26 protein-coding genes and 1 pseudogene are annotated in these 24,875 nt (G+C 68.2%); 12 read left to right on the top strand and 15 right to left on the bottom strand.

All coding sequences use genetic code 11. From position 1 onward, the window contains the following. Positions 1 to 7: 7 nt before the first annotated feature. Together bfr and ACFW3F_RS10500 are read right to left on the bottom strand one after the other, a co-directional pair. The gene (bfr, locus tag ACFW3F_RS10505) at positions 8 to 493 is read right to left on the bottom strand and encodes a bacterioferritin (RefSeq protein ID WP_388056973.1); all 486 of its coding nucleotides are present in this window, start codon (positions 491 to 493) and stop codon (positions 8 to 10) included. Between the two features lie 99 nt (positions 494 to 592). Then, a complete protein-coding gene (locus ACFW3F_RS10500) occupies positions 593 to 775 on the bottom strand; it encodes a bacterioferritin-associated ferredoxin (protein ID WP_388057029.1) in 183 nt (60 codons plus the stop codon). Between the two features lie 145 nt (positions 776 to 920). Between ACFW3F_RS10500 and ACFW3F_RS10495 the strand changes: the two genes are divergently transcribed. The 3 genes from ACFW3F_RS10495 to ACFW3F_RS10485 are packed head-to-tail and all read left to right on the top strand — an operon-like array spanning position 921 to position 3,968. After that, on the top strand, positions 921 to 1,757 hold the full coding sequence (locus ACFW3F_RS10495; RefSeq protein ID WP_388056971.1) for an exodeoxyribonuclease III: 837 nt from the start codon (positions 921 to 923) through the stop codon (positions 1,755 to 1,757). Positions 1,758 to 1,780: 23 nt separating this feature from the next. After that, complete coding sequence (gene trpS / locus ACFW3F_RS10490) at positions 1,781 to 2,836, top strand: tryptophan--tRNA ligase (protein WP_388056969.1); 1,056 nt, start codon at positions 1,781 to 1,783, stop codon at positions 2,834 to 2,836. A gap of 52 nt (positions 2,837 to 2,888) precedes the next feature. Then, a complete protein-coding gene (locus ACFW3F_RS10485; protein WP_388056967.1) occupies positions 2,889 to 3,968 on the top strand; it encodes a YhjD/YihY/BrkB family envelope integrity protein in 1,080 nt (359 codons plus the stop codon). 27 nt (positions 3,969 to 3,995) lie between these two features. On the opposite strand, the gene ACFW3F_RS10480 is transcribed toward ACFW3F_RS10485, so the two are convergent. The 7 genes from ACFW3F_RS10480 to sdhC all read right to left on the bottom strand — a co-directional run bounded on the left by ACFW3F_RS10480 (position 3,996) and on the right by sdhC (position 10,270). Beyond that, entirely contained in the window at positions 3,996 to 5,285 is a 1,290-nt protein-coding gene (locus ACFW3F_RS10480) for a D-alanyl-D-alanine carboxypeptidase family protein (RefSeq protein WP_388056966.1), read from the bottom strand. Positions 5,286 to 5,295: 10 nt separating this feature from the next. Continuing rightward, complete coding sequence (locus ACFW3F_RS10475; RefSeq protein ID WP_388056964.1) at positions 5,296 to 6,075, bottom strand: type 1 glutamine amidotransferase; 780 nt, start codon at positions 6,073 to 6,075, stop codon at positions 5,296 to 5,298. Positions 6,076 to 6,146: 71 nt separating this feature from the next. Then, positions 6,147 to 6,545 (bottom strand): hypothetical protein, encoded by a 399-nt coding sequence (locus ACFW3F_RS10470; protein WP_388056962.1) that lies wholly within the window; start codon positions 6,543 to 6,545, stop codon positions 6,147 to 6,149. Between the two features lie 295 nt (positions 6,546 to 6,840). Next, positions 6,841 to 7,629, bottom strand: a complete 789-nt coding sequence (locus ACFW3F_RS10465; protein ID WP_388056960.1) for a succinate dehydrogenase iron-sulfur subunit — start codon at positions 7,627 to 7,629, stop codon at positions 6,841 to 6,843. Continuing rightward, entirely contained in the window at positions 7,629 to 9,383 is a 1,755-nt protein-coding gene (sdhA, locus tag ACFW3F_RS10460; protein ID WP_388056958.1) for a succinate dehydrogenase flavoprotein subunit, read from the bottom strand. The genes ACFW3F_RS10465 and sdhA overlap by 1 nt, the downstream gene beginning before the upstream one ends. A gap of 14 nt (positions 9,384 to 9,397) precedes the next feature. Further along, on the bottom strand, positions 9,398 to 9,853 hold the full coding sequence (locus ACFW3F_RS10455; RefSeq protein ID WP_004021682.1) for a succinate dehydrogenase hydrophobic membrane anchor subunit: 456 nt from the start codon (positions 9,851 to 9,853) through the stop codon (positions 9,398 to 9,400). A 12-nt stretch (positions 9,854 to 9,865) separates the two neighbouring features. Continuing rightward, positions 9,866 to 10,270, bottom strand: coding sequence for a succinate dehydrogenase, cytochrome b556 subunit (gene sdhC, locus ACFW3F_RS10450; RefSeq protein WP_388056956.1), 405 nt, complete (start codon positions 10,268 to 10,270; stop codon positions 9,866 to 9,868). Between the two features lie 224 nt (positions 10,271 to 10,494). Here sdhC and ACFW3F_RS10445 point away from each other — a divergent pair, with 224 nt between their 5' ends. Genes ACFW3F_RS10445 through ACFW3F_RS10435 form a run of 3 tightly spaced genes read left to right on the top strand, consistent with a single transcriptional unit; the run spans position 10,495 to position 13,360 of the window. Further along, positions 10,495 to 10,899, top strand: coding sequence for a cytidine deaminase (locus ACFW3F_RS10445; protein ID WP_388056954.1), 405 nt, complete (start codon positions 10,495 to 10,497; stop codon positions 10,897 to 10,899). Further along, positions 10,896 to 12,233, top strand: a complete 1,338-nt coding sequence (locus tag ACFW3F_RS10440; RefSeq protein WP_388056952.1) for a thymidine phosphorylase — start codon at positions 10,896 to 10,898, stop codon at positions 12,231 to 12,233. Before ACFW3F_RS10445 ends, ACFW3F_RS10440 begins: the two co-directional genes overlap by 4 nt. Continuing rightward, positions 12,230 to 13,360 (top strand): adenosine deaminase, encoded by a 1,131-nt coding sequence (locus ACFW3F_RS10435; protein ID WP_388056950.1) that lies wholly within the window; start codon positions 12,230 to 12,232, stop codon positions 13,358 to 13,360. The genes ACFW3F_RS10440 and ACFW3F_RS10435 overlap by 4 nt, the downstream gene beginning before the upstream one ends. 58 nt (positions 13,361 to 13,418) lie before the next feature. Here ACFW3F_RS10435 and ACFW3F_RS10430 read toward each other — a convergent pair whose 3' ends face one another. The 3 genes from ACFW3F_RS10430 to ACFW3F_RS10420 all read right to left on the bottom strand — a co-directional run bounded on the left by ACFW3F_RS10430 (position 13,419) and on the right by ACFW3F_RS10420 (position 16,173). Then, the gene (locus ACFW3F_RS10430) at positions 13,419 to 14,720 is read right to left on the bottom strand and encodes a primosomal protein (RefSeq protein WP_388056948.1); all 1,302 of its coding nucleotides are present in this window, start codon (positions 14,718 to 14,720) and stop codon (positions 13,419 to 13,421) included. A gap of 125 nt (positions 14,721 to 14,845) precedes the next feature. Further along, on the bottom strand, positions 14,846 to 15,802 hold the full coding sequence (locus ACFW3F_RS10425; RefSeq protein WP_388056946.1) for a C40 family peptidase: 957 nt from the start codon (positions 15,800 to 15,802) through the stop codon (positions 14,846 to 14,848). Then, a complete protein-coding gene (locus tag ACFW3F_RS10420) occupies positions 15,799 to 16,173 on the bottom strand; it encodes a type VII secretion target (RefSeq protein ID WP_388056944.1) in 375 nt (124 codons plus the stop codon). The genes ACFW3F_RS10425 and ACFW3F_RS10420 overlap by 4 nt, the downstream gene beginning before the upstream one ends. A 120-nt stretch (positions 16,174 to 16,293) precedes the next feature. Between ACFW3F_RS10420 and upp the strand changes: the two genes are divergently transcribed. Together upp and ACFW3F_RS10410 are read left to right on the top strand one after the other, a co-directional pair. Further along, positions 16,294 to 16,923 (top strand): uracil phosphoribosyltransferase, encoded by a 630-nt coding sequence (gene upp, locus ACFW3F_RS10415; RefSeq protein ID WP_388056942.1) that lies wholly within the window; start codon positions 16,294 to 16,296, stop codon positions 16,921 to 16,923. A gap of 241 nt (positions 16,924 to 17,164) precedes the next feature. Further along, positions 17,165 to 17,401: pseudogene (locus ACFW3F_RS10410) on the top strand (HNH endonuclease); the annotation flags it as partial. Between the two features lie 203 nt (positions 17,402 to 17,604). On the opposite strand, the gene ACFW3F_RS10405 reads toward ACFW3F_RS10410, so the two are convergent. Together ACFW3F_RS10405 and ACFW3F_RS10400 are read right to left on the bottom strand one after the other, a co-directional pair. Next, on the bottom strand, positions 17,605 to 18,276 hold the full coding sequence (locus ACFW3F_RS10405) for a hypothetical protein (RefSeq protein WP_388056940.1): 672 nt from the start codon (positions 18,274 to 18,276) through the stop codon (positions 17,605 to 17,607). 40 nt (positions 18,277 to 18,316) lie between these two features. Next, a complete protein-coding gene (locus ACFW3F_RS10400; RefSeq protein ID WP_388056938.1) occupies positions 18,317 to 19,120 on the bottom strand; it encodes a purine-nucleoside phosphorylase in 804 nt (267 codons plus the stop codon). A gap of 114 nt (positions 19,121 to 19,234) precedes the next feature. On the opposite strand from ACFW3F_RS10400, the gene ACFW3F_RS10395 reads away from it, so the two are divergent. Next, positions 19,235 to 19,933 (top strand): enoyl-CoA hydratase/isomerase family protein, encoded by a 699-nt coding sequence (locus ACFW3F_RS10395; protein WP_388056936.1) that lies wholly within the window; start codon positions 19,235 to 19,237, stop codon positions 19,931 to 19,933. Further along, the gene (locus tag ACFW3F_RS10390) at positions 19,933 to 21,132 is read left to right on the top strand and encodes an amidohydrolase (RefSeq protein ID WP_388056934.1); all 1,200 of its coding nucleotides are present in this window, start codon (positions 19,933 to 19,935) and stop codon (positions 21,130 to 21,132) included. Before ACFW3F_RS10395 ends, ACFW3F_RS10390 begins: the two co-directional genes overlap by 1 nt. A gap of 62 nt (positions 21,133 to 21,194) precedes the next feature. Here ACFW3F_RS10390 and ACFW3F_RS10385 read toward each other — a convergent pair whose 3' ends face one another. Next, a complete protein-coding gene (locus ACFW3F_RS10385) occupies positions 21,195 to 21,677 on the bottom strand; it encodes a gamma-glutamylcyclotransferase (protein WP_388056932.1) in 483 nt (160 codons plus the stop codon). A 257-nt stretch (positions 21,678 to 21,934) separates the two neighbouring features. Between ACFW3F_RS10385 and ACFW3F_RS10380 the strand changes: the two genes are divergently transcribed. Then, positions 21,935 to 23,338 (top strand): NAD(P)H-quinone dehydrogenase, encoded by a 1,404-nt coding sequence (locus ACFW3F_RS10380; protein WP_388056930.1) that lies wholly within the window; start codon positions 21,935 to 21,937, stop codon positions 23,336 to 23,338. 110 nt (positions 23,339 to 23,448) lie between these two features. Beyond that, positions 23,449 to 24,855, top strand: coding sequence for a hypothetical protein (locus ACFW3F_RS10375; protein WP_388056928.1), 1,407 nt, complete (start codon positions 23,449 to 23,451; stop codon positions 24,853 to 24,855). Positions 24,856 to 24,875 lie beyond the last annotated feature (20 nt).

Here is a 24,875-nt window from a genome sequence, read left to right as displayed (position 1 = left end):
GGGGTGTTCAGCCGTTGGTCGGCGGTGTGGCGATCGTCTTCGACAGGTAGAGCTGCTCACCGAGCTTGTTGATCAGCTCGAGTTGCGTCTCGAGGTAGTCGATGTGCTCTTCCTCGTCAGCGAGGATCTTCTCCAGGAGGTTCGCGCTGGTGACGTCACCCTTGGCCCGGCACATCGCGATCCCGGGTCGCAGGCGCTCGACGACCTCGACCTCGATCGACATGTCCGACTCGAACTGCTCGCGGATCGACTGCCCGATGCGCAGTGGCAAGAGTCGCTGGTAGTTGGGGAGGGCGTCGAGGAACAGGATGCGATCGGTCAGGACCTCGGCGTGGGTCATCTCTTCGATCGACTCGGCCCGGGTCTTCGCCGCGATCTCGGTGAGTCCCCAGCTCTGCTGCATCTTCGCATGGAGGAAGTACTGGTTGATCGCCGTGAGCTCACTGGTGAGCTGTTCGTTGAGCAGTTCGATGACCTCGTCGTCGCCACGCATGTGTCAGCCTCCCGTTCGCCGTGTGTATTCGGTCGAACCGTAACACGGCAAATACCCCCGCGCGTGTTCTCGCGCGAGGTTCTCGGGTCGGAGGTCGGATCAGGCAGCGGTCGTCGCGGTTGACGCCCTTTCACTCAGGATGTTGTGCAGTTCGTCCAGGCAGGTTCCGCAGCCTTCGCCCGCGCCGCACCGATCGCCGATCGCGTCGACGGTGTACGCACCTGCATCGCAGTGCGCATGGACCTCGTCGACCGTCACGGCGCGACATATGCAAACGAACATCTTCGGACTCACCTTCGTGCCTGGATTAGGCAATGCTTACATACCTTAGGGTGCCCGCACAAGGGTTGCCTTACCTTTATCGATCCCAGGCGGTGCGATCACGGGCCGGCGGGGCTGTCGGTCTTCGTCCGTAGGATGTGTCCCCGTGCCACTCACGATCTCCACGGTGAACGTCAACGGAATCCGCGCAGCGGTCAAGCATCGATCCGAGGCCAATCGCGGCTTGCTGCCCTGGCTCGACACTTCCGGGCTGGATGTGGTCCTGCTGCAGGAAGTCCGCGCGAGTGAGGACCTGGCTCGTGAAGCCCTGGCCCCGGCACTCGCCGACGGCTGGCATCTGACGATGAGTGAGTCGGCCGTCAAGGGGCACGCGGGCGTCGGTGTGCTGACGCGCGAGGCTCCCGCTGCGGTGCGCGTCGGGTTCGGAAGTGACGAGTTCGACGGTCTCGGCCGCTACCTCGAGGTTGACGTCGACACCGACCTGGGGCCCCTGACCGCGGGCAGCCTGTACCTGCCCAAAGGCGCCGCACTCTCCGACGCCGAGAAGGACATCGTCAAGCACGACGAGAAGGTCCGTTTCATGGACGAGTTCGGTGCGTACCTCGGTCGGCTGGTCCGCCGACGCCGCCACGTCGTCGTGGGCGGCGACTGGAACATCGCGCCGACCGAGGCCGACATCAAGAACTGGAAGGGCAACCTCAAGAGCCCCGGCTTCCTCCCGCACGAGCGTGCCTGGGTGGGCGAGGTGCTCGGCGCAGGGTGGCGCGACGTCATGCGGGAGCTCTTCCCGGACGACGACGGCCCCTATTCGTGGTGGTCGTGGCGCGGGAAGGCGTTCGACAACGATTCCGGGTGGCGGATCGACTATCAGCTCACCAACAAGGCGCTGGCCGCACGCGCGGTCAAGGCCGAGGTCGCACGCGCCGCGGCCTACGATCTTCGCTGGTCCGACCACGCCCCGGTCACCGTGCGGTACGAGTGACCGGATCTGACAAACTGGGCGTCATGACCAGCGACGCAGAGCGCAACGGAGACCCGGCGGACGGGGCGGCGCAGACCCGGCCGCGTGTGCTGTCGGGCATCCAGCCGACCAGCGATTCCTTCCACCTCGGCAACTATCTCGGTGCGGTGCGTCAGTGGGTGGCGTTGCAGGACGACTTCGAGGCGTTCTATTTCATCCCGGACATGCACGCACTCACGGTGCCGTTCGATCCGAAGGTCTTGGCCGACCGCACCCGCCTCAGCGTCGCGCAGCTACTCGCCGTCGGCGTGGACCCCGACCGTTCGACGATCTACGTGCAGTCCCACATCCCCGAGATCGCCCAGCTGACCTGGGTGCTGTCCTGCATCACCGGCTTCGGCGAGGCCGGCCGCATGACGCAGTTCAAGGACAAGTCGGCCAAGCAGGGCGTCGACGCCGCGGGTGTCGGGCTGTTCACCTACCCCATCCTGATGGCCGCCGACATCCTCGCCTTCCAGGTCGACCGCGTGCCGGTGGGTGAGGACCAGCGGCAGCACCTCGAGCTCACCCGCGACCTCGCGCAGCGGTTCAACTCCCGGTTCGGCAAGGTGCTGAAGGTGCCGCAAGCGCACATCGTGTCCGAGTTCGCCAAGATCTACGACCTCCAGAACCCGACCGCCAAGATGAGCAAGTCCGCGGACACCGACAAGGGCCTCATCAACCTGCTCGACGATCCCAAGCGATCGGCGAAGAAGATCCGGTCCGCCGTCACCGACACCGGTTCGGAGATCCGGTTCGATGTCGCCGAGAAGCCCGGGGTCTCCAACCTCCTGACCATCCAGTCCGCGCTGTCCGGCGTCGGCGTCGACGATCTGGTCGCCAAGTACGAGGGGAAGGGGTACGGCGATCTGAAGGTCGACACCGCGGAAGTGCTGGCCGAGTTCGTGACCCCGCTGCGCGGTCGCGTCGACCAGTACCTCTCCGACCCAGCCGAACTCGACGCCATCCTGGCCCGGGGCGCGGCCCGCGCACGCGCTGTCGCCTCCGAGACGCTGGCATCGGTCTATGACAAGGTGGGATTCCTGGCGCCTGGCCGGTGAGACCGGACCCGCAGGACGCCCGTCCCGCGATCCGATCAGGAAGGCCACACCCATGACCTCCGCGCCAGACACGGCGAAGTCACCGGTAGACACGGCGAAATCGGCTGTGGACAAAGGGAAGTCGACCTTCGCCGCGGCGCGGGAGAAGTGGCCGGCCATCGAGCACCTGGTGCAGACCGTCGAGCGGTACAACGACCGTCGCGGAAACGTGTACGCCGCGGCCATCAGCTTCAACGGCATCCTCGCGCTCGTCCCGATCATCATGGTGGTGTTCTCGGTCGCGGCGTTCGTGCTCGCCAATCAGCCCCAACTACTCGAGGACCTGCAGAAGGCCGTCGTCGAGGCCGCGCCGGGCAAGATGGGCGAGCAGCTCAGCGAGGTCATCGATTCGGCGATCTCCTCACGCGCCGCGGTCGGCATCGTCGGTCTGGTCGGTGCCGCTTTCACCGGTATCGGGTGGATCTCCGGTGTCCGGGTGGCCTTCACCGAGATGTACGGAGGCCGCGTCGACCGCAACCCCGTTCTGTCGAAGGTGTGGGACCTCCTCACGTTCGCGCTGCTGGGCATTGCCTTCGCCGTGACGATGGCCCTGACGACCCTCGGCAACAGCGGACTCACCACCACGATGCTCTCCTGGGTCGGACTCGACGACGCCTCGTGGGCCCCGGTCGTGGTGCGGGTGGTCGCCATCGTCGTCTCGGTGTTCGCCAGTTGGCTGCTGTTCACCTTCGTGCTCGCGAGGCTTCCGCTGGTGCCGTTGCCCATGACGCATGCGATGAAGGCCGGTCTCGTCATCGCGATCGCTTTCGAGCTGATGAAATCCCTTGGTGGACTCTATCTTCAATCGGTTCTCGGGTCGCCGGCCGGAGTGGCGTTCGGTCCGATCTTCGGCGTCTTCGTCTTCGCGTACCTGGCATCGCGAATCGTGTTGTACGCCACTGCGTGGTGTGCGACCGACCCCATCAACAACTCGTATCAGGTGGTGGAGGAGCCCGATGCGGAGCTGCATCGTCCGGTGGTGATCTCGCCGACCGTCGAGGTGAGCCCGACGCCCCGGGCGGGTGCGCTCGCGGCCGCGGCCGCAGTGGGTGCGGTGGCCGTGGCGTTCGTCGGAGTCCTTCGCCGTCGGTGACACCGGGGCCGGGTGCCACTCCCGGGCTCAGCGACGTCCGGCGAGCCGCAACCCGAGCAGGAGTAGGACGACCGCGATCAGAGCTGCCACGAGCCCGATCAGGATCTGGACAGAGGTTGCCGACGCCTGGTCGGAACCCGTTGTCAGGGATCGCTTCTCGGTCTGCGGCGGTGCCGGCGTCGAGGACTCCCCAGAGGCAGCCGTCGGTTCGACGAGGTGGCCCACCGAGATGGCGGGGTCGGTCCGGAATCCGTACTCGAACATGGACGCGGCCTGATCCCAGTAGAGGTCGCCGTCGACGGACAGCCCGAACATCTGCACGATGATCACCGTCCGGCCGTCCCGTTCGGCAGCTCCCACGAACGTCTTGCGCGCGTCATCGGTGTACCCGGTCTTGCCTCCGACGATTCCCGGATAACCGTCGAGGAGAAGGCGGTTGGTGCTGTACATGTCGTAAGGGGGATGGTCTTTGTCCCCCGGCACGTCCGGACGCCGCGGGTATCCCGGAAAGCGGAAGGTGGGCGTCGCGATCATCTGGCGGAAAGTCGGCTCGGCCATCGCGGCCCGGAAGACCAACGCGAGGTCGTACGGCGAGGACGACATCCCCGCGGCGTCGAGGCCGGATGGGCTCGCGGCACGTGTGTCGTGCGCACCGAGTGCTCTCGCCCGGTCATTCATCTTCTCGAGGGCGGCGTCGACGCCGCCGAGCTCACGCGCGAGGGCATTGGCGCAGTCGTTGCCCGACACGAGCAGCAATCCGGTGAGCAGATCCCGGACGGTGTAGACCCCGCCGGGTCCCATGCCGCAGGAGTCGCCCTCGGTGCTCCAGTCCTCGGCGGTGGGGACGACGTGCGCGGCCAGATCGAGTTCGTCGAGGACGACGAGCGCGAGGAGGACTTTGATCGTCGACGCGGGCCGGTAGCGACCATGGGGGTCCTTGGCGGCGATGATCCGTCCGGATTCGAGATCAGCGATCAACCAGCCCGCCGAGGTCAGGCGCGGCGGGACGGGGCCCGCGGCCGGGTCGGCGACGACCCCACAACCGGCGAGGTCCTCGCCCCCGACGGCCGGAGTCGGAACGGGGAGGGGAGTGGGCGTCGGCGAACCGGGCGCGACCACCTCGGATGCGTCGACGGCGGGCGGCGTCGCGATCTTGTGCGGACAGTGGTCGGTGACCGGGGTGGTGACCGCCGGCGGTGGTGCGGTCGGCAGCGGAACGGCAACGGCGGAGTCGACGTCCAGAGGGAGACCGAGGAGTCCGACGGTCAGCACGGCGACGAGTGCGCACGCGGCACGACGAGTCCACGTCGGGGTCATCGGCCGCACGTTACCAGCGGGACCGTCGGCTGCCGACGACCTCGGTCAACCAACGCCGCATGACCGCGTCCGCCAACGGCGCTGTCACACTCTCGGCAGCTGCGGCGTCGGTGGGGAAGCGGTCGGTTGCGGCTTCACCGAGGACTTCGGCCACCGCGCATCGTGAGTCCGGATGCGATAGCCAGCCTCCGACGAGATCGCCGCCGGCCTCGAGATGGAACTGCACGCCGTAGCAGTTGCCCACGCGGAACAGCTGAGTGGCACAGGATTCCGACGATGCGAGCAGGGTTGCCCCGGGCGGCAGGGTGAAAGTGTCGAAATGCCATTGCACGGTGTCGATCTCGCGGGGCGCAGGAGCGGTGACCGCCCCGCCCCACACCGGATCGGCCATTCCCGCGTCGTTCAGGCTGACCCGGCACACCCCGAGTTCCGGTGTATCGCCGACGGACACCTCGCCGCCGAGTGCCGCCGCCAGCATCTGCGCACCCAGGCAGACGCCCCAGATCGGGACATCTCCCGCACGCGCCCGACGGAGCAGGTCGAGTTCGTCGGCGATCCAGGGGATCCGGTCCGCGTCGCCTACTCCCATCTCTCCACCGAGAACGACGATGGCGTCGAAGTCCGTCGGATCGATCGTCGCGGGCTCGCGCCAGATTCGCAGCGTGGTCGTCTCGGTGACCGCGTCCAGGGCCGGCCCGTAGGCGCCCGGCGGCTCGGACTCCGCATGCCGGATCTCCAGAAGCCGCAACCGCTCCGGCGGTGCTTCGACCGGTTCTGTTCCGCTGCTCATGACGAGAGCAAGCGTACGTTCTCACCGGCATTTCCTCTCGTCGACGCCGTGCCACCGCGCATCGGACCGAATCAACCCGTACCGCACGAACTCGTGGGACGGGGGCCGCGTGCGGTGTGGTCGGCGACCAGCTCGCCGTCGACCTGGATCTCGCACCGGGCGAGACGACCGCCGGATTGGAACAGGGCGTCGAGAGGGAGGTCACCGGCGGTGCGGGTGTACACCAGCGACGCCGACCACGTGCCTTCCGAATCCCTCTGGACGAGCGGGACATCGGGCTGGGTACGCAGCCGGCCGTCGGCATCTGTCCAGGCCGCCGCGCCGTTGCGCTCGCGGTCGGATGTGAAGGTGATCGTGATGCGTTGGGTGTCGGTGGTGGGGGCCGCCGCGGCAGGTGCGAACACCAGCAGCCACGCCAGCGTGCTCACCGCGAATGTCAGCAGCAGCCGGAACAACAGGGCACGAGCCATGGGGAACTCCGTTCGATGGACGATCACCGGTTCGGCGACGAGCCTGTCACCTCGGTCCTTCTTCGACGCATCGCGCGGCGGATCGGTTCCATCGGGTCTCCGGCCGGCTTGCCGGCGCTCGGGTGTCGACCGTCAACGCAACTGTGGTGAGACGACGCACGAGAACTCCGGGCTCCCACCGTGTCTGACCGGGGTTCGACCGGAAACCTGTCCGCCGCGACCTCCACCGACGACGCCGGCCCGCACCCCTGAGGGTGCGGGCCGGCGCCGGGCTGCAGAGAAGAGTTCGAGTGGGCTAGCGCGAGAACATGAGTGCGCGCTTGACCTCCGAGATCGCCTGGGTGACCTGGATGCCACGCGGGCAGGCGTCGGTGCAGTTGAAGGTCGTGCGGCACCGCCACACGCCATCGACGTCGTTGAGGATGTCGAGACGCTCGACGGCCCCTTCGTCGCGGCTGTCGAAGATGAACCGGTGCGCGTTGACGATCGCGGCCGGACCGAAGTACGAACCCTCGGTCCAGAACACCGGACAGCTCGTCGTACAGCAGGCGCACAGGATGCACTTGGTGGTGTCGTCGAAGCGCGCGCGGTCGGCCTGGCTCTGGATACGCTCGCGGGTCGGCTCGTTCCCCGAGGTGATCAGGAACGGCTTGATCGCGCGGAACGCGTCGAAGAACGGCTCCATGTCGACGACGAGATCCTTCTCCACCGGCAAGCCGCGGATCGGCTCGATGGTGATGGTGATCTCCTTGGACGAGTCCTTGGGGAGCATGTCCTTCATCAGGAGCTTGCAGGCGAGACGGTTGACGCCGTTGATCCGCATCGCATCGGACCCGCACACACCGTGGGCACAACTCCGACGGAAGGTGAGCGTCCCGTCGAGGTAGCCCTTCACGTAGAGGAGCAGATTGAGCAGACGGTCAGTCGGCAACGCCGGGACGCGGAAGCTCTCGAACCCCTGGGCGTCGGGGTTCTCCGGGTTGAACCGGAAGATCTTGAGCGTCACCATCGTGGCCTCGTCGGGCACCGGGGGCAACGGCGGCTCGTCGGACGACGGCGCGGGCTTGTCCAGAACAGATGTCATCAGTACTTACGCTCCATCGGCTCGTAGCGGGTTTCCACGACGGGCTTGTACTCCAGCTCGATGTCTGAAAGGAGATCCGTGCCCTTTTTGTAGGCCATGGTGTGCCGTTTGTAGTTGACGTCGTCGCGATCCGGGTAGTCCTCGCGAGCGTGACCGCCGCGCGACTCCTTGCGGTTCAGGGCCCCGGCCACCGTCACCTCTGCCATCTCCAAGAGGAAGCCGAGCTCGATGGCTTCGAGGAGATCGCTGTTGAAACGCTTGCCCTTGTCGTGAACCCGGATGTGGGCATAGCGCTCCTTGAACCGATGGATGTCGGTCAGGGCCTGCTTGAGGGTCTCCTCGGTCCGGAACACCGAGGCGTTGGCGTCCATCGACGCCTGCAGCTCGGTGCGGATGTCGGCGACGCGCTCGTGTCCGTGGTCACTGAGCAGCAGCTCGAGCCACGAATCGACCATCTCGGTGGGCGTCTGGGGAAGCTCGGCGAACTCGGCCGAATTCGCGTAATCCGCGGCGGCGATACCCGCGCGGCGTCCGAAGACGTTGATGTCGAGCAGGGAGTTGGTGCCCAGGCGGTTGGCCCCGTGGACCGACACGCACGCGCACTCGCCTGCGGCGTACAGGCCGTGCACGACCTCGTCGTTGTTGCGCAGCACCTGGCCGTTGATGTTCGTCGGGATGCCACCCATGACGTAGTGGCAGGTCGGGAACACCGGCACGTACTCGGTGACCGGGTCGACGCCCAGATAGGTGCGGGCGAACTCGGTGATGTCGGGGAGTTTTTCGTTGAGGACGTCCTCGCCGAGGTGGGTCACGTCGATGTAGACGTAGTCCTTGTTCGGGCCGGCGCCGCGACCCTCGAGCACCTCGAGCACCATCGAGCGGGCGACGATGTCGCGCGGCGCGAGGTCCTTGATGGTGGGGGCGTAGCGCTCCATGAAGCGTTCACCGTCGGCGTTGCGCAGGATTCCGCCCTCGCCGCGGACCGCCTCCGAGATGAGGATGCCGAGACCCGCCAGACCCGTCGGGTGGAACTGGTGGAACTCCATGTCCTCGAGGGGCAGACCCTTGCGGAAGATGATGCCCATGCCATCGCCGGTCAGCGTGTGCGCGTTCGACGTCGTCTTGTACATGCGCCCCGAGCCGCCCGTCGCGAAGACGATCGACTTGGCGTGGAAGACGTGGATCTCGCCGGTGGCGAGCTCGTAGGCGACGACGCCGGTGGCCACCTGCTCGCCGTTCTCGTTCTCGGTGAGGCAGATGTCGAGGGCGTAGAACTCGTTGAAGAACTCGACGTCGTGCTTGACGCAGTTCTGGTACAGCGTCTGCAGGATCATGTGACCGGTGCGGTCGGCGGCGTAGCAGGCACGCCGAACCGGCGACTTGCCGTGATCGCGGGTGTGGCCACCGAAACGACGCTGGTCGATCTTGCCCTCGGGGGTCCGGTTGAAGGGCAGGCCCATCTTCTCGAGATCGAGCACCGCGTCGATGGCCTCCTTGGCCATGATCTCGACGGCGTCCTGATCGGCGAGGTAGTCACCACCCTTGACCGTGTCGAAGGTGTGCCACTCCCAGTTGTCTTCCTCGACGTTGGCGAGTGCCGCACACATGCCGCCCTGGGCCGCGCCGGTGTGGCTGCGGGTCGGGTACAGCTTGGTCAGCACCGCGGTGCGGGCACGCGGGGCGGCTTCGATCGCCGCGCGCATGCCTGCGCCGCCGGCGCCCACGATGACGACGTCGTAGCGGTGTTCCTGCATGTCTTAGGTCTCCTCTAGCCGACGCTGTTGACGTCGAAGGTCAGGAGGGCGTAGGTGCCCATCGTGAGGACGAGGATCATCGACACGGCGAGCAGCACGTTCAGCCAGAAACGGGTCGAGTCCTTGCGGGAGTAGTCGGCGATGACGGTGCGCACACCGTTGCCGCCGTGCAGCTGGGCCAGCCACAGCATGGTGAGATCCCAGATCTGCCAGAAGGGCGAGCTCCAGCGTGCGGCGACGAACGAGGCGTCGATGCGGTGCACGCCGCCGTCCCAGGCCAGCATGATGAACATGTGGCCGATCGTCAGGACGACGAGCAGCAGACCCGAGAACCGCATGAACAGCCATGCGTTCTTCTCGAAGTTGCCGCCCTTGGGCTTGCGGGGCGAGCGTGGGTTGTCCAGGCTCGCGGGACGGTCGTGTTGCGTGCCGAGGGTCTTGGCGACACCGGTGGCTTCCGAGGTGGTCATCTCTGGTGTCTCCTACAGGTGGCTGAACAGGATCTGCAGCAGGCGGACCGTGCCGGCGCCGAAGACGATGACGAACAGGGTCAGGGCGACCCACAGCATCTGCCGCTGGTACTTGGGTCCCTTGGACCAGAAGTCCACGAGGATCAGGCGCACACCGTTGAAGGCGTGGAACAGGACGCAGGCGACCAGGGCGATCTCCATGAGACCGATGATCGGCGTCTTGTAGGTCTCGATGATCGCGTCGTACTGATTGGGGTCGACGCGGATGACCGCGGTGTCCAGCACGTGTACGAACAGGAAGAAGAAGATCGTGACGCCGGTGATGCGGTGCAGGACCCACGACCACATGCCGGGATCGCCGCGATAGAGAGATCGTCTGCGCACCGGGTCGGGTGCGACTTCGGTCGAGGTGCTCATCGGGAAAGTGGCCTCCAACATCGTCGATGGACGCGTCGAATCGGCATGCTCCGACTCGACCATGGACCCATAGGAAGAGACTCTAAACCCATGCACATTCTGGTGGTAAATTGCCCGAACCGATCTGAGCGACAAGACATTACGACTTAGGTTTGCCTTACCCAAGCTTTGCCGTGATGAAATCCGGATGAACGGCCGATGACGCCGTGCGACAGGAGATCCACGTGGTTGCTGAAATCGAATGGGATATGTTGCGGGACAAGGCAAAATCGATGATCGATCGGGCCTACGCCCCATACTCCGGGTATCCCGTCGGGGCCGCCGGCATCACGTCCGAGGGTCGTGTCGTCGCTGGTTGCAATGTGGAAAATGTCTCATATGGGCTGGGGATCTGCGCCGAGGTCGCACTGGTCGCCGCCCTGGTGAACGGGGGCGACCGGAGGCTTCGCGCGGTCAGTGTCTGCGACGCCCGCGGGGCCGTTCTGATGCCGTGCGGCCGGTGCCGGCAAGTGCTCTTCGAACACGGCGGGCGAGAGCTTCTCGTCGACCACCGCGACGGACCTCGGGCGCTCGCGGATCTGCTACCCGATGCCTTCGGGCCCGACGATCTGCAGGCAGTGCGCGGATGACGGCCGAGGAGCGCGAGATCATCCACGCGGTGTCGGTGATCGCGACCAAGAGGGGCGGACACGAGCTCAGCGACGCGCAGATCGCCTGGATGGTCGACGGCTACACCCGTGGCGAGGTGGCGCCGGAACAGATGTCGGCGCTGCTGATGGCGGTGTACCTGCGCGGTATGGATCGCCGGGAGATCGCGTCCTGGACGCACGCGATGATCGACAGCGGACGCCGGATGGACCTGTCCGGGTTGCAGCGCGACGGCCAGACGCTCGTCACCGTCGACAAACACTCCACCGGCGGCGTCGGCGACAAGATCACCCTGCCGCTCACCCCGCTCGTCGCGTCGTTCGGTGTGGCGGTACCACAGCTGTCCGGTCGCGGTCTCGGTCACACCGGCGGCACGCTCGACAAACTCGAGTCCATCCCGGGATGGCGGGCCGAGGTGAGCACGGCCGACATGCTCGATCAACTCGAGCGGGTCGGCGCGGTGATCTGCGCCGCGGGTGCCGACCTGGCCCCGGCCGATCGCAAGCTCTATGCGCTGCGCGACGTCACCGGCACGGTCGAGTCCATTCCGCTGTTGGCCTCCTCGATCATGAGCAAGAAGATCGCCGAGGGTACCGGCGCGCTGGTCCTCGACGTCAAGACCGGCTCGGGTGCCTTCCTACCGGAGGAGGACGACGCGCGAGAGCTGGCGTCGACGATGGTCGAACTCGGCCACGACGCGGGTGTCGACACGCGCGCGGTGATCACCGACATGGGCACACCGCTCGGACTTGCGATCGGCAATGCCGTCGAGGTCGCCGAATCGGTGGAGGTGCTCGCGGGCGGCGGACCCGCAGACGTCGTCGAGCTGACCCTGACCCTCGCCCGGGAGATGCTCGACGCCGCCGGGCTCGTCGATGCCGATCCCGCAACCCATCTCGCCGACGGTCGGGCGATGGACACCTGGCGGGCGATGATCGCCGCGCAGGGAGGCGACCCGGACGCGCCGTTACCCCAGGCGCGCCACCACGACACCGTGACAGCGTCGCGAGACGGGGTCGTCACCCGGGTGGACGCCCGCTCGGTCGGGGACGCCGCATGGCGACTCGGGGGCGGCCGATCGAAACCGGGGGAGGCGGTCGCGGCCGAGGCAGGAGTGATCATCCATGCGAAACCGGGGGATCGTGTCCGAGCCGGTCAACCGTTGTTCACCCTGCACACGCAGGATGAGGGCCGGATCGCCGGCGCCCGCTCGTGTCTGGCCGGCGCGACGACCGTCGAACCCGACACCGCTGAACACGCGGGCCGCGCGCGCACCCGACCACTGATCATCGACCGCGTTAGGTTCACACCATGACGACGCTGACCCCGGCGAACATCTCCCTCGCCCCGAAGGTGCTCCTGCACGACCACCTCGACGGCGGACTCCGCCCCGCGACGGTCCTCGAACTGGCCCACGAGGTGGGTTACGACGACCTCCCGGTGGACGAGAACGGCACGCAGATCGACGACGCCGAGACGCTCGGGCGGTGGTTCCGGCAGGCGGCGGACAGCGGCTCGCTCGAGCGATACCTCGAGACCTTCTCGCACACGGTCGCGGTGATGCAGACCGCGAGCGCACTGGAACGTGTGGCGCGGGAATGCGTGGAGGACCTTGCCGACGACGGCGTGGTCTACGCCGAGGTCCGTTATGCGCCCGAGCAGCATCTCGAGGGTGGGCTGGGTCTGGACGAGGTCGTCGAGGCGGTGCTGCGAGGGTTCGCCGACGGCGAGGCGGTCGCGGCCGAGCGGGGCCGGAGCATCACCGTGCGCTGCCTGGTCACCGCCATGCGCCATGCGGCCCGGTCGCGCGAGATCGCCGAACTCGCGGTTCGCTACCGCGACCGGGGTGTCGTCGGCTTCGACATCGCCGGCGCCGAGGCCGGCCATCCGCCGACCCGGCATCTCGACGCTTTCGAGTACATGCGTGCCAACTGCGCGCCGTTCACGATCCACGCCGGCGAGGCGTTCGGTCTGCCGTCGATCCACGAGGCCATCGGCTTCTGCGGGACGGACCGGTTGGGCCACGGCGTCCGCGTCTTCGACGACATCGAACTACCCGCGGGGGTCGACCTCGCCGCACACTCGTTCGCGGGGGCCCGGCTCGGGCAGGTCGCGAACGTCGTGCGGGACAAGCGGATTCCGCTTGAGTTGTGTCCGAGTTCGAACGTCCAGACCGGGGCGGTCGGTTCACTGGCCGAGCATCCGTTCAACGTGCTGGCACGGCTGCGATTCCGCGTCACCGTCAACACCGACAACCGGCTCATGTCCGACACCACGATGAGCAAGGAGTTCGGACTGCTCGCCGATCAGTTCGGATACAGCTGGGCCGATTTCGAGCGATTCACCGTGAACGCGATGAAGTCGGCGTTCATCCACTTCGACGAGCGGCTCGCGTTCATCGACGACATCATCAAGCCCGGGTACGCAGTGCTACTCGGGTGAACGGCACCGTTCGCGGCCCAGACGTCCGTGACCAGACGGGCGCGAACGGGCCGTGCGGTCAGCCCTTCTTGGTGAGCCGGGCCTCGAAGTCGTGCTCGAGCGCCCGCCACGCCTCGGCCTCGTTGTCGAACGGACCGCTGGGTGCCATGCGCTTGGGGTCGGGGTTGACCGTGTAGTCCACGAACCATCCCAGAGGCGTGGTGGTGCCGAGGGCCTCGGTGACGGTGTCGTCCCCTGCGTAGTCGGCCGCGTCGGTGAACAGTTCGACGGCCAGGTCGAGCTGGTCGCGGTCCATCCGGCGTGGCCCGTCGGCGATGTCGTCGGCGAGACCCGGCAGCACATAGACGTTGTCGTCGATGACGTCGAACTCCAGCGACCCGTTGGTCGCCTCGGTGCGGACCTCGTCGAACGTGGACAGGTCGGCGAGGTCGTGCGTGTTGTCGTCGGCGAGGAACCGGGACAGGGAACGGGCCGAGGTGAACACGAAGATCTTGCCCTTGCTGCCGAGGAAGACCGGATCGTCGCCGAGGTAGCAGCGGAGCGTCAGGTACTCGTCCGCGCTCGTGACGATCTTGACCGGGTCGATGCCGACCGAGGCCCAGAAATCGTCGTCGTCGTAGTCGTCCTCGTCGTCCTGGTCGACTGCGTCCTCGTCGTCGAGGTCGTCTTCTTCGACGGAGTCCGCCGACTCGTCGTCGGTGTCGGTGGCACCGACGATCTCGATGTCGTCGTCGGCCGGCTCGTCCTCGTCCTCCGCGGATGCGGCGGCTTCCAGCTCCGCCTCGGCGGTCTCGACGGCCTTGGCGTCGACCTTCGGCGTGCTGATGACCTCGTCGATGGCGTCGAGGACGTCGTCCCAGTGCTTGGCGATGAGTCGGCCGATGCGTACCCAGAGGTCGGTGCCCTCGCGGCCGTCGAAGTTACGCGTGCCGGTGGTGACGGCGCCCAGGATCGGGTTGCCGTTGAAGAACTTGGTGACCGGCGTCAGTTCGCAGACCTCGCCGAGGATGCGCACGATCTCGAGTGCGTCCTCGAGTTCGGCGATGACCTCGGCGGTCGGGTCCTCGGCGGCGAGTTCGGGCACACCGACGAGGTCGTAGCTGTGGCGCTCGTCGGGGACCAGTTCGTCGGCCTGCAGCCCGACCACGGTCGACCAGGCGGGATGCTCGACGAGGTCGTTGTCCTCGCTGGTCCGGATGAACGCAGCGAGCTCGGCGACGCCGGGCAGCACATACAGATCCTCGTCGAGTCCGAGGAAGGCCTCCCATTCGTCATCGCCCTCACGCCAGCGGGGTGCCCACAGGGTGAAGCTGTTTCCGTCGGTGAGTCCGAGCTCAATCGGGACGATGTCTCCGGCCATGGGGACACAGCCTAGCGATCGTCGGCGGCGAATCCAGTAGTGCCCCCACAGACGGTCGGTGGTGTACCGACGACATTTCGGTGAACTGTCCGACCGGTCCGGGGGATCGACCGTCGGCGCAGCTCTCAGCGCGGACGGAAGAAGCCTTCGAATGCCTGGTCGAGGTTCGAGGTCCGGACCGGCGAGACGCCCACGGGGTCACCGGCTTCGACCATCTGACCGTTGCCGATGTACATGGCCACGTGTCCGGACCACACCGCGAGATCGCCGGGCTGTAGCTGCGCCTGCGACACCGGGTGGCCGGCAGTGTCCTGGTCCTGGGCAAGTCGGGGGAGCTCGAGTCCGGCCTGACGGTAGGCCCACTGGGTGAAGCCGCTGCAGTCGAACCCATCGGGCGTGGTCCCGCCCCATACGTAGGGGACCCCGCGTTGACTCAGCGCGGCACGCACCGCCGTGGCGGCTCGTCTGTTGGGTGCGTAGGCGACCGAACCGTCGGGCAATGTGATCGGGATGCCCCCGGGTGTGGGAGTCGACGACAGCTGATCGTCGCCGGTGGCGACTCCGGTGACCTCGCCGGGTGCCGTCCGACGGGTCAGGGCGACCATCGCCTCGGTGTCCGCACCGAGCTCTGCCCGAGCGCGACCCACGATCGCCACGCCCCGGCCGAGGTGCTCGACGGCGATGGGCAGTATTGCGAGAAGACCTGCCGGCGTGGCCAGTCCGCCCGCGAGGCCGCGGATATGCCGTTCAACGGAGTCCACGAGTCCGTTCAAATCGGTTGCCGCGGCGTGGACGGTGCGACTCGCATCCTCGACGAGCCGGCCGAACTCGGCGGCGTGATCGGTGAATCCGTTCAGCTGATGGTGGATCGCCCCGGTCGCGTCACCGGCTCCGGTCGCCCCCGCCCCGTCCCACCGCGGGAGGACGGACTCGGTCGCCGCCACCGAGCGGCGGCGCACCGATTCGACGGTGCCCGCGACCGTCCGAACCTGATCGGCGGGGTTGCCCGGTGCCAGGACACCGGTGCCCAGCCCGGTGACCAGCTGCCGCAACGGCTCGATGAGGAGTTCGGCGGCGATCACAGCGTCAGATCCCGGTCTGCCATGACCCCGTCGGCGGCCGCGCAGTCGCAGTCGACGTAGGACGTCTCGGCCGAGCGCGTGGTGAGCCCGACCTGTTCCTCGCGCGCGGCAGCCGCCTCGATGCTCTGCCGATACAGCTCGAGGAACTCGACGACGGCGGCGAGGAACTCGATTCCGATCAGACCGAAGGTGATGGCCAGGTCGACGACTGCGGCGTCCTTGCCACCGGCTCCGCCGTCGAGCATTCGGGCATTCGTGCGGTGCGCGTCGGAGAAATCCTGTAGCGCAGACGAATCAACCGACAGGCGACTTTCGGTCGAGACGCCGGGGCGGCCGGGTGTGGGATCGGGGAGTGGAGAGGACGGGCTCATGGGTTTCAGACGCGGCGCGGCCGAATCGGGTTCCATCGGATCTTCGGGCGGAGTCGTCTGCAACGCATCGGACCCGCCCAACAGGCGCGCAACCCCGCCCTAGGAAATAGGGTGGTCGGCATGGAGTCCCTGATCGTCGACCATCCCCTCGCGGCCGCGCGCCTGACCACCATGCGCGATGAGACCACCGACAATGCCGGATTCCGGGCCGCGCTGTCCGACCTCACCCAGATGCTGATCTACGAGGCGCTCGCCGGAGCGCCGCGCGCCGATGTCGCGATCAAGACGCCGCTGACGGCGCACACCGGATCGAGGCTGGCGTCTCCGCCTCTTCTGGTTCCGGTGCTGCGCGCCGGACTCGGGATGGTCGAGCAGGCACACGCGATGGTCCCCGAAGCACATGTCGGTTTCGTGGGTCTCGCACGCGACGAGGAGACCGCGCAACCGGTGCCCTACCTCGAGTCGCTGCCGGAGGATCTGTCGGGACGGCCGGTGTTCGTCCTCGATCCCATGCTCGCCACCGGCGGCTCCATGCTCCACACGATCGAACTCCTCGTCGCCCGCAACGCCACCGACATCACCGCGGTGTGCGTGGTGGCCGCCCCCGAAGGCGTTGCTGCGCTCGAAAAGTCGGGGCATCCGTGTCGGCTGGTCGTGGCCGCCGTCGACGACGGCCTCAATGACGTGAACTACATCGTGCCGGGTCTCGGTGACGCGGGCGACCGACAGTTCGGTCCGCGGTACTCGTGACGGTCTCGCAGTCCTGAGTGGCTCCGCGGCGTTCGGTGGCGCGAACTCGCCGAGGCGGGCCTTGCCGAGGCGACAGGGTCGACACCTGTGGACCGAAATCCGATTCGGGTGTGACTGCAGTTCACCACTGTCGACGTTCTGTGCCCAGTCAACGGAAATCGACGCACGGTCGACGAAATGTCCTGCACAGTCGAAATTTTCGTGAATCTTTTGCCTGTGGAATAAGCTCAAAATCGAACCCATGTTCCCGTACGGTGGGGTCATGCAAGAGCTCGAAGCCCTCCTCGACCAGCTCATCGAGATCACCCCGCCTGCCGACGACCCCACCGGTAGCGCAACATTCGGCGCCTTGAAAACGCTGCGACTGGTCCGCAACATCACTGACCATCAGATCGGCACCCACACAGCACAACTCGACGAACTCGGAGTCGCACAGAAGGCGGGTGGCACCACCGAGAACAAGCTGATCGAGATGGGCCGGCGCACCATGCGACTCGACGCCACCGCCTGACCACAGCACCCGACCACACTTCTCGCGGAGCGCCCTTTCACACCCGGCTGAACGCCGGGACCGCATCCTTCCCTTGACAACTCCATAGTGTGTTGCAAATAGGCACAGCTGCGTGCCCCGCCAGCCTTCGCCTCTCCGACTCGGGGACTCGGGGCTCCAGTCGGCGAGCCTCAGCCGGGCAGCGACCAGTACGCCAGCATCGGCTCTTCGGTGAGTACGGTGCCGCCCTCGATGATGGTGAGGCTCGACGGCGAGACCAGGTAGCGCACCGCACCGTTGCGCGCTTCGAAGGTGTCACCGGTGCGTGTCGGGAACTGGAGCTCGATTCCGCCTTCCGGGGCGGCGCCCTTGTAGTACCAACGGCCGGTCTGGGTGCCGACCTGGCAGATCACCACGCGCGACCGCGAGGTCTGTCCCACGACGACAGCAGGGTCGCCTGCGGCGTTACAGCGTGGGCCGGTGGTGAAACCCTGCCAGTCCGCGCCGGCGACCGTGGGGGTCGGCCGGTCAGGTGTCGGCGACGTCGTGGTGGGAGTCGTCGTGCTGGGGGTCGTCGGGTCGGCGGGCCGGGTGACGGTGCTGGTGAAGGTCGACGCCGACGACGGCGATGACCCCCCGTCCGCGGTGTCGCGGTCCGCGGACTCGTCGTCGGCGGGAATCAGGAGCAGGGCCGCGAGCACGCCGACGACCACCAGCAGTACGCCCGCACCGATTGCCACGAGCACCGCGGGTGACGACCACGGCGACCGGGGCGGCTCGGGTGGTACCTGGCCCGACGGGTAGCCGCCCGGCTGGTAGCCGCCCTGCGGGTAACCGCCTGGACCGCTCGGTGGATAGGTCATGTCGCTCCTTCGGTTCGGCCGGCCGGAAGTCCGTGCGGTCTCAGAGTTCGCCGATGATCTGGGCCAGCAGCTCGCCCATCCGGGCCGCCGACGTCCGACCCACCTCCAGAACCTCTGCGTGGCTCAGAGGTTCGCCGGTCATGCCGGCCGCCAGGTTGGTCACCAGCGAGATCCCGAGCACGTCGAGGCCGGCGGCGCGGGCGGCGATGGTCTCGTGCACCGTGGACATCCCGACCAGGTCCGCGCCGATCGTCCGCAGCATCCGGATCTCGGCGGGTGTCTCGTAGTGCGGACCCGGAAGGCCGGCGTACACACCGTCGGCGAGCTCCGGGTCGATGCCGCGCGCGATCTCCCGAAGCCGCGGTGAGTAGGCGTCGACGAGGTCGACGAACCGGGCACCGACCAAGGGGGACTGGGCCGTGAGGTTCAGGTGATCGGAGATGAGGACGGGTTGTCCGACCGACATGTCCTCGCGCAGGCCGCCCGCCGCGTTGGTGAGCACGACAGTGTGGACACCGGCCGCCGCGGCGGTACGGATCGGGTGGACGACCCGGGCAAGGTCGTGACCCTCGTACGCGTGAATCCGGCCCAGCATCAACAGAACTCGCCGATCGCCGATCCGTACGGAATGGATGACGCCGCCGTGGCCGGCGGCGCGGGGTGGAGTGAACCCGGGGATCGAAGCCATCGGCAACGAGCGGACGGGCCGCCCGAAGGCGTCGGCCGCGGGCGACCATCCCGACCCCAGGATGACGGCCACATCGTGTGCAGCGGCATCGGTCTCGGCGGCGATCGTGGCCGCGGCGACGATGGCCGCGGCGTCTGCGTCGGCGGTGGGGTCCATGGGCCAACCCTAAACCGTTCCGCGGCACGCACGACCGTACGCACGAGCAGACGTCGGCACCGCGCCGACCGATCGGGTCGGCGGCGACGAGACCGGGGGCGATAAGGTCGGAACATGCCATTTCTGAACGATGCCGGGGAGGTCGTCGAACTCCATCTCGGAGCGCGCGGTGAGGAGATCAGCGAGTCCAATCCGGAGAACCGCTTCCGCCTGGAGTGGTTGGACGAGGTCGACGGGCTCCTGGACGGTATCGTCGCCGACCCGACACGCCCGCTGGTGATCACCGCCACCGGGAAGTTCTTCTCGAACGGACTGGACACCGACTACATCTTCACGGCGCCCGATCAGCTTCCGGGCTACCTCGATCGTGTCCACGCGCTGTACGCGAAGGTCCTCACCTTGCCGGTCCCGACGGTCAGTGCGATCAACGGGCACGCCTTCGGCGCCGGCGCCATGCTCGCGCTGTGTACCGACCACGTCTTGATGCGCACCGAACGCGGATTCTGGTCGCTGCCCGAGGCCGCCCTCACCATGCCGTTCACCCGCGGGATGGCCACGCTGCTGCGCACGCGCCTGACCGATCGCGCCGCGACCGAGGCGATGTACACGAGCAGGCGTTACGGCGCCGACGACGCGGTCGGCGCGGGGATCGTCGACGAGGCCGTCGACGCCGGGCACCTGCTCGCGCAGGCCGCCGAGATCGCGAGCGCCCGCGCGGCGACCGTCGGCGCCAACCTCGCCCTGATCAAGCGCGGGCTGCGCGAACCCCTGCTCGCCGAGCTCGCACGCCCGACCCCGCCCGGAGTGTTCTGATGACGGCCGCGGGAGCGGGCTTCGCCGCGGCGGACAATCCCATCGACACCTGGCTCGCCGAGCACGGGACGGATCTCATCGCCTGGCGCCGGGAGATCCACGCGTACCCCGAACTGTCCCGGCAGGAGGTGCGCACCACCGAACTGGTGATGAGCGAGCTCACCGCAGTCGGACTCAACCCGCGCCGGCTGCCGCTGGGTACCGGTGTCGTGTGTGACCTGGGCCCTGCCGGCGAGCCCCGGATCGCGCTGCGCGCGGACATGGATGCCCTGCCCGTCACCGAACACACCGGTCTGCCGTTCACGTCGATGGTCGAGGGCGCCTCGCACTCGTGCGGCCACGACGCGCACACGGCGATCCTGATCGGCGTCGCCAAACTCCTCGTCGCGGCCGAACCCCTGCCCGTCGGCGTGCGGCTGATCTTCCAGGCTGCCGAGGAGGTCATGCCCGGCGGCGCGCTCGACGCCATCGACGCCGGGGTCACCAGCGGTCTCGGCCGCATCTTCGCGTTGCACTGCGACCCCCGCCTGCCGGTCGGCACCGTCGGTCTGCGGTCCGGCCCGTTGACGTCTGCCGCCGACCACATCGACCTGCAACTGCATTCCGCAGGCGGACACACGTCGCGGCCGCACCTGACCGGCGACCTGATCTACGCGATGGGCACCGTGATCACCGGTCTGCCCGGGGTGCTCTCCCGACGCGTCGACCCGCGGTCCGGAACGGTGATGGTGTGGGGCGCCGCAAACGCGGGCAGCGCGGCGAACGCGATCCCGCAGGAGGGACGCATGCGGGGGACGGTCCGCACCGGAGACCACACCACGTGGGCCGAGCTGGAACCACTCGTCCGCAGTGTCGTCGGCGAACTCCTGGCACCGCTCGGCGTCCGCTACGACCTCTCGTACTTCCGCGGCGTCCCGCCGGTGGTCAACGACGAGATCGCGGTCGAGATGTTCGAGCGGTCGGTCGCCGCGATCGGCCCCAAGGCCATCGCGGACACACCGCAGTCGCCCGGTGGCGAGGACTTCTCCTGGTACCTCGAGCACGTGCCGGGGGCGATGGCCCGCCTGGGCGTGTGGGACGGATTCGGACCGCAGGTTGACCTGCACGCCCCCAACTTCGACCTCGACGAACGGGCCCTCGCAATCGGCGTGCGCGCACTCGCCGGGATCGTGCTGAACGCGAAGAGCGCCGCCGGCTGAGGCGGGCCGGACGGCGCACCCGGGCGAATACACACGACCGCCGGTGGTTCAGCCGGCTTCGGCTACTCCGCGGCGGCGCCCGGCCCGGGACCGACGTTGCGCGACTCGCGCAAACGCAGATCCTGCACGTACTCCGCGGGAGCACCCGCGATCTCGGCCGCCTCGGCCATGACACCGAGATAGCGCGCCGAGGGCAGGCCGCCTTCGAATGCGTCGAGGACATACAGCCAGGCCAGGACCGGACCGTCGGCGGTGTCGATGCGGGCCCGGATCTTGCGGTGGATGCCGAGCTCGGAGCCCTCCCACCGGTCGAGCAGGTCCTCGTCCTCGGTGGTGACGTCGTAGAGCACCACGAACACACACGCATCCGGGTCGTCGCGGTCCTCGGTGACCGTGGCCAGGGACCCCTCCCACCCGATGTCGCCACCGCCGAAGGTCAGACGCCAGCCACGAAGCCATCCGGTGCCCGACATCGGCGAGTGCGGAGCACGCTCGGCCATCTGCTCGGGATGCATGTTTGATCCATAGGCGGCATAGATGGGCACGGATGGAGCCTAGATGGTCGCCGCCGAGTCCGGAAGGCGACACCGTTGCCCGGCGGCCGGGTGTGATCCGGGCCGCACGGGGCCGGCCTGCGATCCGAGTGATGTGCGGCACGTCGTCTGACGCGGTGTGCGACCAGGTGCACGACGACGCACCCGCACGACTACTTTGGTAGGCGGCGCGAACGGGGTCGTCCGTCCCGCCCGACCCGAGGAACGCGGCACCCCGCGCCGAACCGGCGTGCAGAACAGGAGTGACAGTGACCAGGATCGTCATCATCGGCGGTGGACCCGCGGGTTACGAGGCAGCGCTGGCGGCGGCCGCCTACGGCGCCGACATCACGGTGATCGATTCGGAAGGGATCGGTGGCGCCTGTGTGCTGTGGGACTGCGTCCCATCCAAGACGTTCATCGCGTCCACCGGCATCCGGACCGAGGTCCGGCGCGCTGTCGACCTGGGCATCAACATCAAGACCGACGACACCTCGGTGACGCTCCCGCAGATCCATCAACGGGTCCGCGATCTCGCCTTCGCCCAGTCCGCCGACATCCGCTCGCGCCTCATCAGCGAAGGCGTCAAGCTCGTCTCCGGTAGCGCGAAGCTCGACGATCGGCAGGTCGGCGTGTCGACCCACGGTGTCGTCGCCACCCTCTCCGACGGAACCACCGAACGCTACGACGGCGACGTGGTGTTGCTGGCGACGGGCGCCTCGCCGCGCGTCCTGCCCGACGCCCGGCCCGACGGCGAGCGCATCCTCACCTGGCGTCAGCTCTACGACCTCGAGGAACTGCCCGAACATCTCATCGTCATCGGTTCCGGCGTGACCGGCGCCGAGTTCGTCCACGCCTACACCGAACTGGGCGTCAAGGTGACGCTGGTGTCGAGCCGCGACCGGGTGCTCCCGCACGAGGACGAGGACGCCGCACTGGTCCTCGAGGACGCGCTGGCCGAGCGTGGCGTCGAGCTGGTCAAGCACGCCCGCGCCGACAAGGTCGAGCGACACGGTGATTCGGTGACCGCGCATCTGGCCGACGGATCGACCGTCACCGGCAGTCACGTGCTCATGACCGTCGGTTCGGTCCCGAACACCACCGATCTCGGACTTGATCGCGCCGGGGTCGCGATCGGCAAGGGCGGCTACATCGAGGTCGACCGGGTGTCCCGCACGTCGGTCGCCGGGATCTATGCCGCCGGGGACTGCACCGGGCTGTTCCCGCTGGCCTCGGTGGCCGCGATGCAGGGCCGGATCGCGATGTATCACGCACTCGGCGAGGGCGTGAGCCCGATCAAGCTGAAAACCGTTGCGTCGGCGATCTTCACGCGCCCGGAGATCGCCACGGTCGGGGTGTCGCAGAACGCCATCGACACCGGCGAGTACCCGGCCCGCACCGTGATGCTGCCGCTGGCCACCAACCCGCGCGCCAAGATGAGCGGTCTGCGCCGCGGCTTCGTGAAGATCTTCTGCCGGCCGGCCACCGGCGTGGTCATCGGTGGCGTCGTGGTGGCGCCGAACGCATCCGAACTGATCCTGCCCATCGCCCTCGCGGTGCAGAACAAGCTGACCGTCGGCGATCTGGCTCAGACCTTCTCGGTCTACCCGTCGCTGACCGGCTCGATCACCGAGGCGGCGCGGCAGCTGGTCCGTCACGACGACCTGGACTGAGTCACGACCCGACCGCTGTGCACAGGCGGCGCCGGAGTTCACCGCATCCGGCGACGCCACGATAGGGTCGGACGAATTCGTTCGTCCCGGCCAGCGACCAAGGGGGTGTCGTGACCTCGCCGGAGAAGTCCTACAACACCTACGGCAGCCGCAACGAGCGCGCGTTCGGCGGTGACCGTACGCAGTGGGCGGGCATGAGCATCGACGAGATCCTCGACATCCTGCGCACGATGGAACCGGGCCGGGCCCGAGGTGACGTCGACACGATCTTGAAGGCGATCGAGTCCGTCCGGCAGGCGGCCGAACGGATGCACGCCATGTTCGGCGACGGCATGCTCGGCCTGGCCTCGGACGCGGCACTGGAAGCGGGCCGATCGCTGTCTGCTGACCTGGCGACGACGTCGGACACCGCGGGCCGGATCGGTGACGCGCTGGCCGGTGCGACGGGCATCCTCGGGTCGGCCCGCGGCCAGGAGGGGCGGCTGCGTGAATTGCAACAGCACCTCCGCGACAACCCCGAGGATGCGGCGTCGGTGCGGCACGAGGCCGACCGGACCATGACGGGGGCCTACTCGTCGCCGATGATCGGGCTGCAGCAGTCACTTCCGCACGACCCGACCGGCGCCAACGGTCGCACCGGCGGACTCGGGGGAGTGGGAACCGGAGGCTTTTCCGGTACCGGGTCGTCCGCCGGGTCGGATGCTCCCCGCGGTCAGGCCGCCAACACCGTCGACGCCGGCGACTTCGGCCGCGCCGCCCCGTCCGCTGTGCCGACGCGCGCTGGTGCGGGTGGTCCGCCGCCGGGTGGTGGCGGACCGGGGCCGACGACGACGCCTACGGGGCCGGCAGGCCCGCCTGCGGGACCATCGGGTCGCGGTAACACCGACGGGACCGGCGGCCTGTTGCGCGGAGGTCGGGCGACACCCGAGTCGGAGACCCGGGGTGCATCGACGACGGGATCGCATCGGGCCGCGGGCGCCGATGGTGGCGTGGAGTCGGGAGCGTCGTCGAGCGGCACCGGCTCGGGTGGTCCCGGATCGATGGCCGTGCCCTCCTTCCTGGCGCCCGGAGCGGTCCCGCCGCCTCGGGCGCCGCCCGCGACGCCACCGGTGCCGGCCACCCCCTCGGCCGGCACCACCCCGACTTCGGCAACCCCGGCCGGGCCGGTCCTGCGCCCGGCGGGGATGCCGCCCGCCGGCGTTCCGGGTGGTCGTCGTCCCGGAGCGGAGGACGACAGTCACCGGGCGGCGCCATACCTGCACCATCGGGAGCACGGCGCGGAGATCGTCGGCGACATGCCGCTCGTCGGTCCGCCCGTCCTCGGCGACTGGATCCGGCAGGCGTTCCCGGCGGTCACCGATCCTTCGCCGGGCGAGTCCGGCGAGACCCCGTCCCCGCGGCCTGCGGCCGGTGACCTCGAATCCCGGTCCGCGATCGACGCTGCGGCGCACGGTGTTCCGAACGACGTCGAGGCGCCCGCGGGCGGTCCGGTCCCGTCGAGACCGGAGCAGGTGTGATCGTCGGGATCAGCCACGGT

This window comes from Gordonia sp. NPDC058843 (assembly GCF_042743165.1).
Taxonomy (GTDB): Bacteria; Actinomycetota; Actinomycetes; order Mycobacteriales; family Mycobacteriaceae; genus Gordonia.
This window is presented reverse-complemented; position numbering and strand designations above follow the sequence as displayed.